The organism is Dyella sp. LX-66 (genome assembly GCF_018599165.1).
Lineage (GTDB): Bacteria > Pseudomonadota > Gammaproteobacteria > Xanthomonadales > Rhodanobacteraceae > Dyella_D > Dyella_D marensis.
The window spans coordinates 490,995-509,071 of record NZ_JAHFVJ010000003.1; the positions used below are offsets into that span (position 1 = coordinate 490,995).

The 18,077-nt window shown below is 68.1% G+C and carries 16 protein-coding genes; 7 read left to right on the forward strand and 9 right to left on the reverse strand.

Annotated elements, in window-relative coordinates; genetic code table 11:
• The first annotated feature begins 67 nt into the window (after positions 1-67).
• From KK141_RS08770 to KK141_RS08780, 3 genes are read left to right on the forward strand one after another with little or no spacing between them, the layout of a single operon-like run.
• Positions 68-964 (forward strand): phosphoribosylaminoimidazolesuccinocarboxamide synthase, encoded by an 897-nt coding sequence (locus KK141_RS08770; RefSeq protein WP_214569346.1) that lies wholly within the window; start codon positions 68-70, stop codon positions 962-964.
• A gap of 8 nt (positions 965-972) precedes the next feature.
• The gene (locus KK141_RS08775; protein WP_214569347.1) at positions 973-1,464 is read left to right on the forward strand and encodes an Mpo1-like protein; all 492 of its coding nucleotides are present in this window, start codon (positions 973-975) and stop codon (positions 1,462-1,464) included.
• A complete protein-coding gene (locus KK141_RS08780; RefSeq protein WP_167252641.1) occupies positions 1,461-1,868 on the forward strand; it encodes a hypothetical protein in 408 nt (135 codons plus the stop codon). Before KK141_RS08775 ends, KK141_RS08780 begins: the two co-directional genes overlap by 4 nt.
• Before the next feature lie 14 nt (positions 1,869-1,882).
• On the opposite strand, the gene KK141_RS08785 is transcribed toward KK141_RS08780, so the two are convergent.
• From KK141_RS08785 to KK141_RS08795, 3 genes are all read right to left on the reverse strand, one after another.
• Complete coding sequence (locus KK141_RS08785) at positions 1,883-4,009, reverse strand: beta-agarase (RefSeq protein WP_345777539.1); 2,127 nt, start codon at positions 4,007-4,009, stop codon at positions 1,883-1,885.
• Positions 4,010-4,127: 118 nt separating this feature from the next.
• Positions 4,128-5,459 carry an amino acid permease gene (locus KK141_RS08790; RefSeq protein ID WP_214569348.1) on the reverse strand — a complete coding sequence of 444 codons (1,332 nt, stop codon included), beginning with the start codon at positions 5,457-5,459 and terminating at the stop codon, positions 4,128-4,130.
• Between the two features lie 105 nt (positions 5,460-5,564).
• Positions 5,565-6,248 (reverse strand): type 1 glutamine amidotransferase domain-containing protein, encoded by a 684-nt coding sequence (locus tag KK141_RS08795; RefSeq protein WP_214569349.1) that lies wholly within the window; start codon positions 6,246-6,248, stop codon positions 5,565-5,567.
• A gap of 204 nt (positions 6,249-6,452) precedes the next feature.
• Here KK141_RS08795 and dinB point away from each other — a divergent pair, with 204 nt between their 5' ends.
• Positions 6,453-7,547, forward strand: a complete 1,095-nt coding sequence (dinB, locus tag KK141_RS08800; protein WP_214569350.1) for a DNA polymerase IV — start codon at positions 6,453-6,455, stop codon at positions 7,545-7,547.
• A gap of 69 nt (positions 7,548-7,616) precedes the next feature.
• Entirely contained in the window at positions 7,617-8,300 is a 684-nt protein-coding gene (locus KK141_RS08805) for a hypothetical protein (protein WP_214569351.1), read from the forward strand.
• Between the two features lie 4 nt (positions 8,301-8,304).
• Here KK141_RS08805 and dapB read toward each other — a convergent pair whose 3' ends face one another.
• Entirely contained in the window at positions 8,305-9,108 is an 804-nt protein-coding gene (gene dapB / locus KK141_RS08810) for a 4-hydroxy-tetrahydrodipicolinate reductase (RefSeq protein ID WP_214569352.1), read from the reverse strand.
• Positions 9,109-9,240: 132 nt separating this feature from the next.
• Between dapB and KK141_RS08815 the strand changes: the two genes are divergently transcribed.
• Positions 9,241-9,921, forward strand: coding sequence for a hypothetical protein (locus tag KK141_RS08815; RefSeq protein WP_214569353.1), 681 nt, complete (start codon positions 9,241-9,243; stop codon positions 9,919-9,921).
• A gap of 466 nt (positions 9,922-10,387) precedes the next feature.
• Positions 10,388-11,413: a hypothetical protein gene (locus tag KK141_RS08820; RefSeq protein WP_214569354.1), complete on the forward strand. Its 1,026-nt coding sequence runs from the start codon at positions 10,388-10,390 to the stop codon at positions 11,411-11,413.
• Positions 11,414-11,479: 66 nt separating this feature from the next.
• Here the strand turns inward: KK141_RS08820 and lpdA are convergent, their stop codons facing one another.
• The 5 genes from lpdA to KK141_RS08845 form a co-directional block, all read right to left on the reverse strand.
• Entirely contained in the window at positions 11,480-13,264 is a 1,785-nt protein-coding gene (gene lpdA / locus KK141_RS08825) for a dihydrolipoyl dehydrogenase (protein WP_214569355.1), read from the reverse strand.
• Positions 13,265-13,279: 15 nt separating this feature from the next.
• Entirely contained in the window at positions 13,280-14,962 is a 1,683-nt protein-coding gene (aceF, locus tag KK141_RS08830; RefSeq protein ID WP_214569356.1) for a dihydrolipoyllysine-residue acetyltransferase, read from the reverse strand.
• A gap of 243 nt (positions 14,963-15,205) precedes the next feature.
• Positions 15,206-16,030, reverse strand: coding sequence for a mechanosensitive ion channel domain-containing protein (locus KK141_RS08835; RefSeq protein WP_214569357.1), 825 nt, complete (start codon positions 16,028-16,030; stop codon positions 15,206-15,208).
• Positions 16,031-16,196: 166 nt separating this feature from the next.
• On the reverse strand, positions 16,197-17,015 hold the full coding sequence (locus tag KK141_RS08840) for a DUF2884 family protein (RefSeq protein ID WP_214569358.1): 819 nt from the start codon (positions 17,013-17,015) through the stop codon (positions 16,197-16,199).
• 106 nt (positions 17,016-17,121) lie between these two features.
• A complete protein-coding gene (locus KK141_RS08845; protein ID WP_214569359.1) occupies positions 17,122-17,889 on the reverse strand; it encodes a CPBP family intramembrane glutamic endopeptidase in 768 nt (255 codons plus the stop codon).
• Positions 17,890-18,077: the final 188 nt, after the last annotated feature.

Below are 18,077 nucleotides of genomic sequence, written 5' to 3' on the forward strand. Positions count from 1 at the left end.
GGCGATCCGCGGCCCACCCGCCGCTACAATAGCCGGCTTGCCCGCCCCGACCGCCCAGGAGTCCGCCGTGCCCACCACCCTGCTGCAATCCGATCTCCCCGGCCTGGAACTGCTCCACCGCGGCAAGGTGCGCGACGTCTACGCGCTGCCCGGCAACCGCCTGCTGATCGTGGCCAGCGACCGCCTCTCCGCCTTCGACGTGGTGCTGCCCGACCCGATCCCGGGCAAGGGCGAGATGCTCACCCAGATCTCCAACTTCTGGTTTGCGAAGACCGAACACCTGGTGCCGAACCACCTGCTGCACACGCCGCTGAGCGAGGTGCTTCCCGCCGGCACCGACCTGGCGCTGTACGAAAAGCGCGCCGTGGTCACCCGCCGCCTGAAGCCGGTGCCGGTGGAGGCGATCGCGCGCGGCTATCTGATCGGCTCGGGCTGGAAGGACTACCAGGCCACCGGCGCGGTCTGCGGCATCGCGCTGCCGGCGGGCCTCAAGCAGGCGCAGCAGCTGCCGGAGCCGATCTTCACCCCGTCGACCAAGGCCGCCGTCGGCGACCACGACGAGAACGTCAGCTTCGACGCGGTGGTCGCCGCAGTAGGCGCGGAGCTCGCCGAGCAGGTGCGCGCCGCCACCCTCACCATCTACAAGTGGGCGGCGGCCTATGCCGCCGGGCGCGGCATCATCCTGGCCGACACCAAGCTGGAATTCGGCACCGACGAAGACGGCAAGCTCTACGTGATGGACGAGATGCTCACGCCCGACTCCTCGCGCTACTGGCCGGCCGACGAATACCAGGTGGGCATCAGTCCGCCCAGCTACGACAAGCAGTTCGTGCGCGACTACCTGGAAACGCTGGACTGGAACAAGACCGCGCCCGGCCCGCGCGTGCCGGCCGACGTGATCGGCCGCACCGAAGCCAAGTACGCCGAGGCGCTGCGCCGCCTGGCCGATATCGAGCTGGGCTGATCGCCGCCATGCGCACCGCGGAACCGCGCACTGGCTTAGGTCCCTGGCTGGACAGCTACGCCGGCGACCATCGCCACCCCGTCAACCAGCGGCTGCACGAAGTGTGCGTGCCGCTGATCCTGTGGAGCGCCATCTCGCTGATGTGGACCATCCCGGTGCCGGCCCTGCTCGGCCGCCCGGGCTTCTGGTCCGTCGCCGCGCAGGTGCTGGCCTTCACCTGGTACTGGAAGCATTCGCGGCGCATGGGCGGCGCCATGTTCGTGGTGTTCGTGCTGCTGGACCTGCCCACCGCATGGATCCACGCGCAGTACGGCGCCAGCGTGCTGCGCTGGAGCGCGGTGGCGGTGTTCGCCGTCGCCTGGGTCGGCCAGTTCGTCGGCCATGCGATCGAAGGCCGCCGCCCCAGCTTCCTCACCGACCTGTCCTACCTGCTGGTCGGCCCCGCCTGGCTGCTGGACAAGCTGATGCGCCGGCTGGGCCTGGGCGGGGAGCAGGCATGAACACCTTCCTGGTGCTGCTCAGCAGCCTGCTGTGGTGGGTGCTCTACAGCAGCATCGGCGCGCTGTTCCTGGCGATCATCGCGTGGGCGGTGCTGCGCTGGATCGAACGCAGCCCGGTGGTGTTCAACCGCACCTACCTGGCCTGCCTGCTGTGGATGCTGCTGGACGTGATCGTCGGCGGCGCGGTGCTGATGAAGCACGGCGCGCAGGTCGACCCGCTGGCCCTGCTGCGCACCGCCGGCTGGCGCGCCGCCATCGTGCTGAACATGCTGATCGGCGCCGCGCTGCTGTGGCGGCTGGTGCCGCGCATCGACGCGCGGCGCATCAAGCCGACCAGCGCCTGCCTGGCGGTGGCGGTGATCATGCTGGTGGTGTTCGGCGCGGTGACCAGCCTGGTTGGTTGATCACGGCCGGTTGATCAGCGCGCGCCGGCCTGCTCGTTGGCCTTGCGCACCGCGTCGACGAAACTGCCGAACGGCAGGTCGGTGATGCCGACCAGGCCGACGTGCGAGTTCTCGCCGTCCAGCGTACGGCCGCTTACCGGCTGGTCGGTGTATTCGAACCAGTGCGCGCCGACCACGTTCGGATCCTGCGCCGCGGCCTGCACGTAGCGCGCATACGCTTCGCCGCGCTGCGCCTCGTTCCACACCGGCACCACGCCGCGGCCGAACGGTCCGCGGTCGTCCGAGCCGAAATGGAATTCGGTGAGCATCGCCGGCTTGCCGAGCTTGGCGATGGCGGCCATGTCGACGCCGTGCTGCGGCACGTCGGTGTAGGCGTTGAAGCTGAGCACGTCGCAGTAGCGCGCGCAGGCGGCGACGGCTTCCGGCGTGTTCACCGCGAAGCGGCCGCCGAGGAACAGATGGTGCGCATCGTGCTTGTGCAGCGCTTCGCTCACCACGCGGAAATACTGCTCGGCATATTGCTGCAGCCAGGCGCTGTAGTCGGCGGCGACCGCCGGATGCGCTTCGCTGGGCAACGGCGCGTTGTAGCCCGTGGCGTTGAGCGCATCCCACGTATTCAAGGCGATGCCCCACGCCGCCGCCAGCTTCGCCGGTTCGCCGTACTTGCGCTTGAGCGCCGCGATAAAGGCCTGCTTCGCATCGCTGCGCGCCTCGCCGCGCAGCGTGCCCAGCGCAAGACCCCAGCGCCCCTGCGGTCCCTGGCCGGCCCACGGCAGTTCGTTGTCGGCGAAGTAGCCCAGCAGCCAGGGATCGTCGGCCACGCCCTTGGTGGCCTTCAGCGCGGCCGCTTCCGCCGCCTGCGCGAAGCGCGGATCGAACGGATCCGGCATGCGGCCCCAATAGTCGTAGCCGCTGGAGACATTGCCGAACACGCCGGCCACTTCGATCGAACGCGTATAGGCCAGGCGATTCGTGCGTTCGCGCGCCAGCGCCTCGTCGCTCCAGTTGCCCAGCGTGTTGAAGCCCCAGGCATGCAGGCGCGCCAGCGTGCGCTTGCGCCAGGCCTGCGGCCAGTCCGCGCCGTCCAGGCGATACAGATTAGCCGCGTAGAAATCGAACCAGCGCCCGTGGTTGTAGCCGATGCCCGCGGCGGCCTGCGCATCGGGCGAGCGGTTGTCGCCGCTGCCGTAGAAGGCATGCCATGCGCCGCTGTCGGGCGGCAGGCCGGTGAACATCCACTCGCGGCCTTGCACGTAGCTGCGCTGCTCGGTGGTCACCGCATTGACGCCGAGCGAGAAGAACGCATGACCGTCCGGCGTCACCAGCGACCAGCGGCCGTCGCGGCGCTCGGTGTGGAACCAGCCGGTGGCTTTGAACGCAGGCAGGTCGGTACGGCCGCCGTAGGGATCGCGCTTCGCCGGCGACGGCGTTGCGACCGCCTTGGCCTGCGCGGCACGCAGCGCGGCATCGCTGTCGATCTTCTCCGGCCACTGGCCGCGTGTGTACTGGCCGTAGCCGTCGACGATGGCGGTATACGCGTCGCGCAGCGCAGCGTCGCCAGACATCGTCTCCAGCTTGCCGAACAGCAGCGTCTGCGCGGCTTGCGGCGCAGGCATGCTCAGGCGCACTGCGGCGATTTTGTGCAGATCGAGCTGGCCTTCGACCACCGTGGCGACCAGCACGCGCTGTCCCTTGCTGTCGTACGGCATCGGCGGCCCCACCTGCATGCCCTGCGCGCGCGGCGAAACGGCATGCAACGGCACGACGACGGTCTGCGGAGGGCCGGCCGGAATGCCCACGATGGCGTGCAGCGCCTGGTCCTTGCCAGCGCCGTCGATATCGATGCGCAACGTCACCGCCCAGGCCATGCCGCTCTGCACGCGCAGGTGCAGCTCGCCCTGGCTGCTCCAGTCCCAGCTGCCTTGGGCGGGTGCGAGCGTGAGATGCGGAGCGGCAGCGGGCTGGAACACGAAGGGCTGCAGCACCGCGGCGCCATCGCGCACTTCATGGGCGCCGCGCTGCACCTGTTCGAGCGCGACCTTGGCGGAGGGCTGGCCGAGATCGACCACCTGCCCGGCCACAGCGGACCCGCCGCACAGGGATGCCAGCATCAAGCAGCCGAATGTATGCCATCGCTTCACGTGCCACTCCTCCGCCCCGACTGGAGCGACGTAGCTTGGGGTGAACGCAGTGAACCCCAACAGCACGGCATCCGGCGGCGCTTGTTGGGGTTCGCTGCGCTCACCCCAACCTGCGACCTCAGATCAGACCTTGCCGCCGCTGCCACGCACGCCACACCAGATAGACCGGCACACCCAGCAGCACCAGCGCCAGGCTCATGCCCGCATCGGTGGGCGAATCGAACACCGTCGCCGCGATCACGCCCAGCACGGTCAGCACGAACAGGAACGGCAGCACCGGATAGAACGGCACCCGGTACGGCGCCGGCTCCGCCGCGAAGCGGCGGCGATACCAGAACAGCGTGGCGATGCCGAAGGCATGGAACAGCCACTCGCCCACCGTGGTGTAGTTGAGCAGCTGGCCGAAGCTGCCGGACAGCACCAGCACGATGGCCCAGCCGCCGAGCACCGCCAGCGCCACCTGCGGCGCGCGCGACTGCGCATCGATGCGGCCCACCGCGCGGAAGAACATGCCGTCCGCGCCCATGGTCTGCAGCACGCGCGCGCCGCCGGCAATGGCGATGCTGCAATAGCCGAAAGTAGAACATGCGATGCCGATCGCCATCACCCGCGCGCCTGCTTCGCCGAACAGCTTGTGCATCAGGTCCGCGGCCGGCGCATGGCTGGCGGCCAGGCCCGCATGGCCGAGTCCGGCCAGATAAGCGAAGTTGATCAGCAGATAGCACAGCACCACCGCCGCCAGGCCCAGGCCCAGCGCGCGCGGCAGCGTGCGCTGCGGTTCGCGCACTTCGCCGGCCAGGTCGTTGAGGTAGTGGAAGCCGCCGTAGGTGAACAGCACCGGCAGCAGCGCGCCGAGGAAATCCCAGGGCCGCGCCTGGTGCACCGGATCCGGCGCCAGCGCCATGCCCAGGTGCCCGCGCGCCAGCACCAGCGCCGTCGCCACCAGCATGGCGATCGCGGCCAGCTTCAGCACGGTGAATACGTTGAGCATGCGCGAGCCGGCGCGGATGCCGAAGAAGTTCACGCCGACGATAAACAGGATCGCCGCCGCCGCCACCGGCTTCACCCACATCAGCGGCAGGCCAACCGCGGCGCAGAAGTAATCGGCGAAGGTGGTCGCCACCGCCGCCACGCTGCCGGGGTAGTTGATCAGCGCCATGGTCCAGCCGAACAGAAAGGCCGGCAGCTGGCCAAAGGCCTCGCGCAGATAGATGTAGATGCCGCCCGCCTGCGGCCGCCGCGCGCCCAGTTCCGCGTAGCACAGCACGCCGGCCAGGGTCAGCGCGCCGCCGATCGCCCACAGCAGCAGCAGTTCCGCGCCGGAAGAGGTGCGCTCGGCCACGGTGGACGTGCTGCGGAAGATGCCGCCGCCGATCACGCCGCCGATCACGATGGCGGCGGCGTCCCAGGTGCCGAGGCGGCGGAGATACGAAGGTGAGGTATCGGTCATAAGCGTCGACGATAACCCGGGACGCCCCCGCATGACTGATGACCTATGCCCTATGCGCGGCAGCATGGAAACGGGCAGGCCGCCCTGCCCGTTTCCGCGCGCGGCTCAGTCCTCGTTGCGCAGCAGCGCCAGCACGGCCTTGGCCGCATCCACCGACGAGGCCGGGTTCTGTCCGGTCACCAGGTTGCCGTCGGTGACGGCGTAGGGGTGGAAGTCGGCCTTCTTCGAATACTCCGCGCCGTGCGCCTTGAGCATGTCCTCGACCAGGAACGGCACCACGTCGGTCAGCCCGACCGCGGCTTCCTCGCCGCTGGTGAAGCCGGTGACGCGCTTGCCGCGCACCAGCGGCTCGCCCTTGAAGCGGGTGTGGCGGAACACCGCCGGCCCGTGGCACACCGCGCCCACCGGCTTGCCGGCGGCGTAGGTGCGCTCGATCAGCGCGGCGGAAGCCGGATCCTCCGCCAGGTCCCACAGCGGGCCGTGCCCGCCGGGATAGAACACGGCGTCGTACTGCGCCTTGGCGGCCTCGGCCAGCGGCTGGGTGTGGGCCAATGCCTCCACCGACTTGGCGTCGGCGCGGAAGCGGCGGGTGGCCTCGGTCTGCGCGTCGGGTTCGTCGCTCTTGGGATCGAGCGGCGGCTGGCCGCCCTTGGGCGAGGCCAGCACGATCTGCGCGCCGGCATCCTTGAATACGTAGTACGGCGCGGCGAATTCTTCCAGCCAGAAGCCGGTCTTGCGGCCGGTGTCGCCGAGCTGGTCGTGCGACGTCAGCACCATCAGGATCTTCATCACAGCTTTTCCTCACGTGGATGCCGCCCATCCTGGCAGGCGGGGCGGTAAGTGCACGTGATCTGCGGGCCGGCGCCGGGCCTTCAAGCGCCGCGCCGGCGGATCGGCAGGAATGGGCAAGCCCGGCAGCGGATCGGGCAGGCGCGGCGGTTCCGTGCTTAACTCTCGCCGCCATCCACGTTTGCGATCCCTGCCGCTCCGCTCGTGCCACCGCCTCCGCGCAAGATCATCCACATCGACATGGACGCGTTCTACGCGTCGGTGGAGCAGCGCGACGACCCCGAACTGCGCGGCAAGCCGGTGGTGGTGGCCTGGCGCGGCGCGCGTTCAGTGGTGTGCGCGGCCAGCTACGAGGCGCGCAAGTTCGGCGTGCGCTCGGCGATGCCGGCGGTGCGCGCGGAGCGGCTCTGCCCGCAGGCGATCTTCGTGCCGCCGGATTTCGGCCGCTACAAGGCGGTGTCGCGGCAGGTGCGCGAGATCTTCGCGCGGCATACCGAGCTGATCGAACCGCTGTCGCTGGACGAGGCCTATCTCGACGTCACCTCATCGATCACCGCGCTGCCTTCGGCCACCGCCACCGCCGAGGCGATCCGCGCGGCGATCCGCGAGGAAACGCAGCTCACGGCTTCGGCCGGCGTGGCGCCGAACAAATTCCTGGCCAAGATCGCTTCGGACTGGAAGAAGCCGGACGGCCTGTTCGTGATCCGCCCGCATCAGGTGCTGGAGTTCCTCGCCCCGCTGCCGGTGGGCCGCCTGCCCGGCGTGGGCAAGGTGATGGAAGCCAAGCTCACCGCCATGCATATCGCCACCGTGGGCGAGCTGCGCAACTTCGCGGCGGAAGAACTGGAACAGCGCTTCGGCCGCTGGGGCCGGCGCCTGCACGAGCTGTCGCTGGGCATCGACGAACACGCGGTGGAGCCGGACCGCCCCACCCTGCAGGTTTCCGCCGAAGACACCTTCGAGAGCGACCTCACCCTTGACGAACTCGAACCGCATATCCGCTGCCTGGCCGAGAAGACCTGGGCCGCGCACGAACGCGAGGCGGCGGGCGCGCACGGCCGCATCGCTCGCACCGTGGTGCTGAAACTCAAGACCAGCGACTTCCACACGCTGACGCGCAGCCTCACGCCGTCGACGCGCCCCACGTCGGCGGCGGAACTGGCCGACCTGGCCTGCGCCCTGCGCGCCCGCGTGGAGCGGCCGGCGGAAAGCCGCTACCGGCTGGTCGGCGTGGGGCTTTCCGGCTTCGTCGAGCAGGACAGCTTCGTCGCCCAGGGCGACCTGTTCGAGCACGGCTAGGCGCACTGCTGCGCCGCGCCGGGATCGGCTACGCTGCGCGCCTCCTCCAGCTTCGCCGAGACGTACGACATGCATCTCGAACTGCCGAAAGTGCGTTTGCATTCGCTGACGGATTTCACCAAGCACTATCTGATGATCGTGCTCAGCATTCTTACCGCGCTGGGGCTGGAGGCGTGGATCGAGCGCTCGCATCATGCGCACGCGGCGGAAACGGCGAACCGGCATATCCGCGCGGAGATCGAGGCCAATCTCAGCGACGTGCGCCTGTCGATCACGACCAACGAGGCCTTGATCAAGCCGCTGATCGAACTGGACGAGACGGTGAGCGCGGACATCCGCGCGGGCGCCACCGCGGCGGTGATCAACCAGCATATCCAGGCGCGCCACGCCTCGTTCAAGCTGAGCGTGAACTGGCCCACCGTCGCCTCGCAGGCCTGGGACGTGGCCGTGGCCAACCAGTCGGCCAGCTGGATGGACGATGCCGACCTGCGCCGTTATTCCGCCGCGTATGCGGACCTGCACGACGCCTCCAACTGGCTGACCCACGACAGCATCATCCTGCTCAACGCGCCGAGCATGGCGGCGCTGCGCACGCGGATCGAACTCAATGCGGCGGTCGATCCGCTGGAATTCGCCACCGTGCTGCGGCAGATGATCAGCACCTCGCAGGAAATCCAGTCGCACCTGCACCAGCTGGAAGGCCATCTGGTGCATGCGCTGGAACGCGACGACACCGGCGCCGCGCACGGCTGAGGCGTCAGATCTCCAGCACCTTGTCCAGGCCGCGGTGCAGGCCGGGCGCCAGGCCCGGCACCTTGCGCAGCGCCAGCAGCGCGCCGTCGACGTAAGGCTTCGCGCTGCTGCCCGCGTTATGGCGCAGGGTGAGCGTCTGGTCCGGCATGCCGAAGATCACTTCGGCGCCGAGCACGAAACCCGGCAGGCGCACCGCATGCACCTGCGCGCCGCCCAGGGTGCCGCCGCGCGTCTCGCGCACGCCGCGGGTCTGCTCCAGCTGCAGGCCCAGTTCCGGCTGGCGCACCTGGCCCAGGCGTCCGGCCAGTTCGCGCACGGTGCCGCTGGGCGCGTCCGGCTTGCCTTCGTAGGCGTAGTCGATGATTTCCCAGCTCGGGATGTACTTCGCCGCCTGCTCGGCGAATTTCTGCAGCAGCACCATGGTCAGCGCGAAGTTGCCGCAGGCGAGCACGGCGCGGCCCTTGGCGCGTGCGGCTGCATCGATCTGCGCGTAGTCCTCGTCGCTCAGCCCCGAGGTGCCCACCACCACGTGCGCACCGTGTTCCAGCGCGGCGAGGATATTGGCCTTGGCGCTGTCCGGCCTGGTGTATTCCATGAACACGTCGACCGGCCGGGCCAGGGCCTCGGCGGCGGTGGCGAATACCGGCGCATCCAGCCGCGCATCGCCCAGCGCCTGCCCCAGCGTGCCGCCGGCGTGCTTGCGCGATACCGCGCTCACCAGCTTCAGGCCATCGGCGGCGGCCAGGCCGTGCGCCAGTTCGGAACCGGCCCAGCCGGTGGCTCCTGCCAGACAGACGTTCAAGCTCATGGGTCACCTCGCAAGTCAAAGAAAAACAGATGCCGCCGTGCCGGGCGCTTTGCAAGCCCTTGCGCACTGCCGGCCCGCGGCGCCATCGGTTAGATTCGGCAGTTTCCCGCATTCTGCCGCCCGGACGCCGCCATGCACCTCGAATTGCCCAAGACGCGCCTGCATTCGCTGAAGGATTTCGCCAAGCACTATCTGATGATCGTGCTCAGTATCCTCACCGCGCTGGGGCTGGAGGCGTGGATCGAGCATGTGCACCACAAGCATGCCGCCGAGGAAGCCAGCGTGCGCATCGATGCGGAGATCCAGCAGAACCTGGCCGAGATCCAGCGCGTGCTCGAACACGACCAGGCGCGCATGGATGCGCTGGCGCATCTGCGCGACGTGCTCGCCGCCGACATCAAGGCGCATGCCTCGGACGAAACGATCCGCCAGCACGCCCATGCGAACGCGCCCGACGGCCTGTACCTGGACTATCGCTGGCCGGTGCTGCGGCGCGAAGCCTGGGACCTGGCCGTGGCCAACCAGTCCGCCAGCTGGATCGACAACGAGCGCCTGCGCGCCTATTCGTCCATCTACGCATCCCAGACCGCCAGCCTCAACAACCTGGCGGCCGACATTCCGCTGGTGTTGAACGGCCCACATGCGATGGACATGGGGCTGGACTTCGACAACGACGATTACCAGCCGCGCGAACTGCTGCACGTGGCCAGCCAGATGGCAGGCACGGTGCACGAGGTGGTCAGCATGCTGGAAGGACTGCACAAGCGGATCGCGGAAGCGATGCCGGCGGATAAGCAGCACGGGCATTCGTGATCCGTCATTCCGGCCTGCGCCGGAATGACGAGCGCTCTCTCTTCACACCTTGCACACACGATCGCATCGCGCGTTTTTTCGAATCCACGAATCGTTGAACATCATTAACGGCGCGCGTTTTCTTTCACCCGGAAGCTATTTTCAAGGCATGTGCGAAGCGGCTTCGCGCGTGCAACGGGCGATTTGCATCGCAGGTGTTTGACGCAGTCTCTTTCGATTTGCAAAGCGCACCGAAGATGCATTACCAAGGCCGCCGGAACGTTTGTGCCCGGAGGGCCGAACGCTCTCTCAGGGGATGCGTCATCGCTCGACTCTCCGCCGTGGGATGAAGCGGAGCACATGTAGCTGCATGAATCGTCGCCACCGCGATGCGGTCGGCGCGCAGGTGAGTTGTTGCCCGAAACCGGCGGCTGGAATCCTCCAGCGCCGGAACCGAAAACTAATTTCGTGTACCAGGGAGAATTCAATGCTCGCGAAGTTGACGTTTGTCGTAGCCGCCGGCGTGCTCAGCGCCGCTTGTGTTTCCGCCTATGCCGCGCAGCCCACCCCCGACCTGACGGGCACATTCGAAGCGCAGGCCCATGCGCAGTGGCGCGAGGACATCTCGCATATCGCCACGCCCGCGGAAGGCTGCTTCCAGGCCACCTATCCGAGCGTGGTGTGGGAACGCGCCGCGTGCAAGGCGGCGATTCCGCGCGTGGCGCCGACGCCGCGCTGGCGCAACTTCGGCCCCGCGCAGAACGCCGGCAACGGCAACGACTACACGCTGCATTCGTCCACGCTGATCACCAAGGCGGTAGGCAGCTTCCCGACCGTGACCGGCGTGACCTCCGAGTCCGGCGTGGGCGTGGCCGCGTACGGCGGCGGCGGCATTCTCGGCCCGAATGAGTATTCGCTGCAGATCAATTCCAGCTTCGACGACACCACCTCGGCCTGCAAAGGCCACTCCGGCTGTACCGTGTGGCAGCAGTACGTGTACGCGCCGGACTACGAAGTGGACGGCGAAGCGGCCGTGTTCATGCAGTACTGGCTGATCGGCTACGGCGGCACCAGCTGCCCGAGCGGCTTCGGCAGCGACGGTTCGGGCGACTGCTACAAGAACAGCGCCGCCGCCACCGCGCCGGACGTGCCGGCCACCCAGCTGGCCAACGTGAAGCTGACCGGCACCGTCACCGCCGGCGGCAACGACACCGTGGTGTTCACCAACGGCACCAAGGCCTACAGCTCCAGCGGCAAGGACAGCGTGCTGTACCTGGCCACGGTGTGGAAGGTGGGCGAGTGGAACGTGGTCGGCAATGCCGGCGGCTCGATGGCGAAGTTCAACACCGGCTCGTCGATCACGGCGAAGCTGGCGGTGACCAACGGCTCCACCTCGGCGCCGTCGTGCGTGGCCAACTCCGGCAGCACCGGCGAGAGCAACAACCTCAACCTGGGCAGCTGCTCGACGGGTGGCGGCTCGACGCCATATATCCAGTTCACGGAATCGAACTGAGCACGTACGCGTAGCGCAAAACGAAAGAGCCCGGGCTTGCCCGGGCTCTTTCTTCGTACCGGAAGCTTACTTCCGCTTCGGAATGTACAGGTCGGTGATGGTGCCTTCGTACACCTCCGCCGCCATGCCCACCGATTCGCTCAAGGTGGGATGCGGATGGATGGTGAGGCCGATGTCGGCCGCCTCGCTGCCCATCTCGATGGCGTGGGTGATCTCGGCGATCAGGTCGCCCGCATGCGGGCCGACGATGGCGCCGCCGACCACGCGGTGGGTTTCCTCGTCGAAGATCAGCTTGGTGAAGCCTTCGGTGCGGTCGATGCCGATGGCGCGGCCGCTGGCCACCCACGGGAACTTGCCCACGCCGATCTTCAGGCCCTTCTCCTTGGCCTCGCGCTCGGTCACGCCGACCCATGCCACTTCCGGATCGGTAAAGGCCACGGACGGGATCACGCGCGCATCGAAGTAGCTCTTCATGCCGGCGACCACCTCGGCGGCGACGCGCGCCTCGTGGGTGGCCTTGTGCGCCAGCATCGGCTGGCCGACGAGGTCGCCGATGGCGAAGATGTGCGGCACGTTGGTGCGCATCTGCGTATCGACGTTGATGAAGCCGCGCTCGGTCACCGCCACGCCGGCCTTGTCCGCGCCGATCTTGTTGCCGTTGGGCGAGCGGCCCACGGCGACCAGCACGCGGTCGAACAGCTTGGTCTCGGGGATGCTGTCGCCTTCGTAGGCGACCTCGATGCCCTTCTTGGTGGCCTTCGCTTCGGTGACCTTCGTCTTCAGGTGCACGCCCTTGAGCTTGCCGCCCAGGCGCTTGGCCAGCGGCTTGATCAGGTCGGCGTCGGCGCCGGGGATCAGCTGGTCCATGAATTCGACCACCGTCACTTCGCTGCCCAGCGCGCCATACACCGTGGCCATTTCCAGGCCGATGATGCCGCCGCCGACGACCAGCAGCTTGGCCGGCACGTCCTTCAATTCCAGCGCGCCGGTGGAATCCATCACGCGCTCGTCGTCCCACGGGAAGGCCGGCAGCTTCACCGACTGCGAGCCGGCGGCGATGATGGCGTGCTCGAAGCGGATCAGCTTCTTGCCTTCGGCCGTCTCCACTTCCAGCTCGTGCGGCGACACGAACGTGCCCACGCCCTGCACGGTGCGCACCTTGCGCTGCTTGGACATGCCGGCCAGGCCGCCGGTGAGCTGGGCCACGACCTTGTTCTTGAACGAGCGCAGCTTGTCCAGGTCGAGCTTGGGCTTGCCGAAGCTGACGCCGTGCGCGGCCATCGCCTCGGCCTCGTCGATCACGGCGGCGGCGTGCAGCAGCGCCTTGGACGGGATGCAGCCCACGTTGAGGCAGACGCCGCCCAGGGTGGCGTAGCGCTCGACCAGCACGGTGTCCACGCCAAGGTCGGCGGCGCGGAACGCGGCGGTGTAGCCGCCGGGGCCGGAGCCGAGCACCATCAGCTTGCATTCGATGTCGGCGGTGCGGCCGGAGGCGCCTGCCGCCTGCGGGGCGGGTGCCGGAGCCTTGGCGGCGGCAGCCGGCGCAGGCGCCGGTGCCGGAGCGGGCGCCGCGGCCTTCGGCGCTGCGGCCGCGGGCGCGGCGGCGTCGCCGGCGACTTCGAGGATGGCGATGACGGCGCCTTCGGACAGCTCGTCGCCCACCTTCACCTTCAGTTCCTTGATGGTGCCGGCCGCGCTCGAGGGGATCTCCATCGTCGCCTTGTCGGACTCCAGCGTGATCAGGCTCTGGTCCTTGGTCACGCTGTCGCCGGCCTTCACCAGCACTTCGATCACCGGCACGTTGTCGTTGCCGCCGATGTCGGGGACTTTCAGTTCGATCGTATTAGCCATGTCGGTGCCTCCGCGTCAGAGCAGCAGGCGGCGGATGTCGCCGAGCTGGGTGGCGAGGAAGGAGGCGAAGCGCGCGGCCAGGGCGCCGTCGATCACGCGGTGGTCGTAGCTCAGCGACAGCGGCAGGATCAGGCGCGGGGCGAATTCCTTGCCGTTCCACACCGGCTTGGTCTGCGCCTTGGACACGCCCAGGATGGCCACTTCCGGCGCATTGACGATCGGCGTGAACGCGGTGCCGCCGATGCCGCCCAGCGAGGAGATCGAGAAGCAGCCGCCGGACATGTCGTTCGGGCCGAGCTTCTTGTCGCGCGCCTTCTTGGAGATCTCGCCCAGTTCCACGGCGAGGTCCAGCAGGCCCTTCTTGTCGCAGTCGCGGATCACCGGCACGACCAGGCCGTCCGGCGTGTCGACCGCGATGCCGACGTGGAAATACTTCTTGAGGATCAGCTTCTCGCCGGTTTCGTCCAGCGAGGCGTTGAACTGCGGGAACTTCTTCAGCGCCGCGACCACCGCCTTGATCTGGAAGACCAGCGGGGTGATCTTCAGGTCCTTGTTCTCTTCGCCGAGCTTCTTGCGGAAGGCTTCCAGCTCGGTGATGTCCGCGTCCTCGTGCTGCGTGACGTGCGGGATCATCGCCCAGTTGCGCGCCAGGTTGGCGCCGGAAATCTTCTGGATGCGGCTGAGCGGCTTTTCCTCGATCTGGCCGAACTTGGCGAAGTCCACCTTCGGCCACGGCAGCAGGTTGAGGCCGCCGCCGGCCGGCTGGGCCGGACCGCTGGGACGCGCGCCGGAAGCCAGCGCGTGCTTGACGTAGGAGGTGACGTCCTCGCGCACGATGCGGCCGCCGCGGCCGCCGCCCTTGACCTGGCGGATGTCCACGCCCAGCTCGCGCGCGAAAGCGCGGATGGCGGGGCTGGCATAGGGGGCGTCGCCCGGCATCACGATGCGCGAGTCGAACGGCGGGCGCGCGGCCGGCGCCACGTCGCCTTCCGGCGCATTGCCGGGCAGGACGCCGCGGCCGCCGAGCGGGGCGGGCTTCTCTTCCACCTGGGGCACGGCGGCCTTGGCCGGCGCCGGGGCCGGCGCGGCGGCCGGGGCGCCTTCGCTGCTTTCGATCAGGGCGATCACGGCGCCTTCGGACAGCTCGTCGCCGACCTTGACCTTCAGTTCCTTCACCACGCCGCCGAACGCGGCGGGCACTTCCATGGTGGCCTTGTCCGATTCCAGCGTGATCAGGCTCTGGTCCTTGGCCACGGTGTCGCCGACCTTGACCAGCACCTCGATCACCGGCACGCCGTCATGGCCGCCGATATCCGGCACCAGGGCTTCGCGGACGCCGCCGGCGGCCGGCGCGGGAGCGGCGGCGCGGCTGGGTTCGGCGGCCTTGGCCGAGGCGGCAGCGGGAGCCGGCGCGGGGGCCGGAGCGGCAGCCTGGGGGGCCGGCGCGGGGGCGGAGGCCTCGTCGGCCTCGATGATGGCGATCACGGCGCCCTCGGACACCTCGTCGCCCACCTTGAGCTTGACCTCCTTGACCGTGCCGGCGAACGGCGCGGGCACTTCCATGGTGGCCTTGTCCGACTCCAGGGTGACCAGGCCTTGTTCCTTCGCGACCTTGTCCCCGGGCTTCACCAGTACTTCGATCACCGGGACGTTGTCGTGCCCGATATCCGGCACGCGGGCTTCTTTCAGGTCGGCCATGGTTACTCCTGCGATGTCGATGGCGCCGCACGTGGGGGATGGCGGCACGCAAGAGCCCAATCATAGCGAAGGCGCCCGGTCCCGTCTGGATCGATCTTGGTCGCGGGGGACCATGCGCATACGTATGCATGGCCCCGTACGGCGTAGGTTGGGGTGAGCCGAAGGCGAACCCCAACGTGGCGACGCCCCCGGGTGTTGGGGTTCGCCTTCGGCTCACCCCCACCTACGCTCTCGTTGCGGGGTCTAGTCCGGCAGCTTGCCCTGCACCACCCGCAGCTCGCGCTGCGGGAACGGAATGGAGATGCCCGCGGCCTCGAAGCGCTCCTTGATCCGGCGCAGCAGGTCGGTCTGGGCGCCCCAGATATCCCCGCTGCGGGTGTAGGCGCGGACCACCAGGTTCACCGCGCTGTCGCCCAGGGATTCGGTCCAGATGCCCGGCGCGGGGTCGCGCAGGATGCGTTCGTCGGCTTCGAACAACTCGCGCACTACGCCCATGGCCTTGCCGATGTCGTCGCCGTAGCCGATGCCCACCTTGAGCTCGAAGCGGCGGGTGCCGCGGCGGTTGAAGTTGACGATGGCGTCGGCGCCGATCTTGCCGTTGGGCACGATCGCCTCGCGGTTGTCCGGGAGCACCAGCAAGGTGTGCATCAGGTTGATCGAATCCACCGTGCCGTCGATGCCGCCGGCGGTGATGTAGTCGCCCACGCGGAACGGCCGGAACACGATCAGCAGCACGCCCCAGGCCAGGTTGCTGAGCGAACCCTGCAAGGCCAGGCCGATGGCCAGGCCCGCGGTGCTGAGCGCGGCGATCAGCGGCGCCGACGGCACGCCGGCCTGCTGCAGCGCCATCACCACCAGCAGCACGATCAGCACGCCGTTGATCAGGTTGCGCAGGAAGCCGCTCAGGGTCGGATCGAATTTCGCGCGCTGCATGGCGCGCAGCGCGAAGTTGGCGACGCGCGCGGCCAGCCACAGGCCAAGCAGCAGGATCAGCAGCGCGGCGCCGAGATTGAGCAGGTGGTCGATCGCATTTTCGGAAAAATGCAGGCTCACCAGGAAATCGTGCATGGCGGGGAGTCCATCCGGGGAAGACAGACTTCAAGCCTAGCAGCCATGCGCGCGAGGCCGGAACCCGCGACGGCGCGCATAAAAAGGCCGCGCCATGGGGATGAACGCGGCGTGGAGTGGAGCGTCCGTGGGGGGAAAAGCGCGGGAGCGCTCGGTTCGCCTCGCCTCAGCGCGAGGCGACGTCCGGCTCCTTGTTGGCCGGCGTCTTGTCGTTGTCCTTGTGATAGGTGACCAGCTGCAGGCGCGAGCCGTCGGCCAGGCGGAACTGGAATTGCTGCTGCAATTGATCCAGCGCCTGCAGGCGCGGGCACAGCGCCTTGGCGCGCTGGCTCAGGCGCTCACCTTGCGCGTCCATTTCCTTGTCGATGCTCTTGTCCAGCGATTGCGCGCGCGCTTCCAGCGCCGCGACCTTGGCCTGGTCGCCGCTGAGCGCAGCCGTCACCGCGCTGGCGGTGACCTTGCCCACCAGGTCGCCGACCGTCTCGCCGACGCTGTCGGTCAGCGCTTCGCTCACCGCGCCGTGCTTCCAGATGCCGCGGCCCAGCGTGCTGTCGATATCGGCCAGCGCCTGCGCGTGGCGGCGGTCGAGGCGATCGACCAGCTTGCGGCGTTCGCCCTCGCCTTCGGCGAAGGTCATCAGCACCGTGCGCATCGCGGCGAAGCCGACGTCGACGCCTTCGCGCGCGATGCCGGCCACTTCGGGCAGCAGGGTGCGCACCTTGTCCTCGTACTGGCGCAGGCGTGCGGCATCGGCGGCGGAGACGGCGAGCGCGCGGTCGTCCACGCGCAGCTGGCCATCGTGCATGAACACGTCGCCGGGTTTGCCGTCATCGCGCTGGAAGCGGATGCCGGAAGCGTCGACGCGCACGTCGTACGGCGTGCTGTAGCCGCAGCTGTCGTTGTCGATCTGAATCGTGCGTGCCTGCGCGGGCAAGGTCATGGCCAGGCCCAGAGCAAGCAAGGTGGCGGCGGAAGTCATGCGCATGGTCGATCCCCTCGTGGCACGGTCCGGCCCTCCGCCAGTCCATGCCGGGACGATGCGCCCGCTCCACCGGCAGCGGCATGGGCCAGCGGTCATGCCGTGCCATCGGTCACAGGTGAGCGTCTAGCGCCACCAAAACCACCGACAGGGGGTGGGCCCAACTATCGACACTGAGTCCCCAGATGTCTGCCAGTACATGCGCAACGATGAACGGCCAGAGCGTACGCATACGCAGATAGAGCACGCCCAGCAGTAGCCCGAAGCTCGTAATGGACAGTGCCGCCCCGATGCCCTGGTAGGTATGAAACGAAAAACGAATCGCCAGACCGGCGATGAACGCATGCAGCGTGTATTTCCGGGGTACCGATAACAGAAATCCCAGGAACCCGATTTCTTCGTAAGAGCCATTGACCATGGCGACCATCACCGTGGATACATGGCTGGCCTGCTCCGCCGCCGTCCCCTCCGGAGTACCGACATCAGCCGGAGGAAACCCGAGACCCCACAAGGTATAGACCAGATCAGCCAAGACACAGGCGGAAAGGTAAATGGGCACGCCCCACAACGTGGCTTTCCAGCTCACGCCCCAACGCAAGGCGCGAAAATCGAAGGCGCGCACCAGCCGTAGATAGACAACAGCCAAAGCCATCGACGCAAGCAGCGTCGACAGCAGGCTGTAGTTGCCCTGGGTATCAGATGCCACGCCAGGCGGCGCGCTCGCATCCATGTAAAGCCAACTTAGCGTAGACGTATAGATGGAACCTGCGAAAAGGATGGTCGCAACGATAAGAAAATCTATGCCGCGAAGCTCGCGAGGATTGGACAGTTTCCAGCTGCTCAGCTGGTTTTTCGGGTTTTCAGTGGGCTGAGCAGACATGCTCGATGGACTCCAGCAGGATTGAAGAACTCAATCGGACGTCGCCGCGTCAAGCGGCGTGCCCGCACGGCGCAAGCAGGGGATGCAGCCTGCACAAGCATTGCGGGATAAGCAGCCGGAAATTGCTGGTACTCGCGACCGCCAGCCGCCGATTGGCGAAAGCGAGACAGAGGAGGAAATGCTCGCTG

Bases quoted from the DNA above. Each gene is read 5' to 3' on its own strand.
- KK141_RS08845 (WP_214569359.1), bottom strand. From the start codon at position 17,889: ATGTCTGCTCAGCCCACTGAAAACCCGAAAAACCAGCTGAGCAGCTGG.
- KK141_RS08835 (WP_214569357.1), bottom strand. From the start codon at position 16,030: ATGCACGATTTCCTGGTGAGCCTGCATTTTTCCGAAAATGCGATCGAC.
- lpdA (WP_214569355.1), bottom strand. From the start codon at position 13,264: ATGGCTAATACGATCGAACTGAAAGTCCCCGACATCGGCGGCAACGAC.
- KK141_RS08805 (WP_214569351.1), top strand. From the start codon at position 7,617: ATGCATCTCGAACTGCCGAAAGTGCGTTTGCATTCGCTGACGGATTTC.
- KK141_RS08840 (WP_214569358.1), bottom strand. From the start codon at position 17,015: ATGCGCATGACTTCCGCCGCCACCTTGCTTGCTCTGGGCCTGGCCATG.
- KK141_RS08790 (WP_214569348.1), bottom strand. From the start codon at position 5,459: ATGACCGATACCTCACCTTCGTATCTCCGCCGCCTCGGCACCTGGGAC.
- KK141_RS08795 (WP_214569349.1), bottom strand. From the start codon at position 6,248: ATGAAGATCCTGATGGTGCTGACGTCGCACGACCAGCTCGGCGACACC.
- dapB (WP_214569352.1), bottom strand. From the start codon at position 9,108: ATGAGCTTGAACGTCTGTCTGGCAGGAGCCACCGGCTGGGCCGGTTCC.
- KK141_RS08775 (WP_214569347.1), top strand. From the start codon at position 973: ATGCGCACCGCGGAACCGCGCACTGGCTTAGGTCCCTGGCTGGACAGC.
- KK141_RS08780 (WP_167252641.1), top strand. From the start codon at position 1,461: ATGAACACCTTCCTGGTGCTGCTCAGCAGCCTGCTGTGGTGGGTGCTC.
- aceF (WP_214569356.1), bottom strand. From the start codon at position 14,962: ATGGCCGACCTGAAAGAAGCCCGCGTGCCGGATATCGGGCACGACAAC.
- KK141_RS08815 (WP_214569353.1), top strand. From the start codon at position 9,241: ATGCACCTCGAATTGCCCAAGACGCGCCTGCATTCGCTGAAGGATTTC.
- KK141_RS08820 (WP_214569354.1), top strand. From the start codon at position 10,388: ATGCTCGCGAAGTTGACGTTTGTCGTAGCCGCCGGCGTGCTCAGCGCC.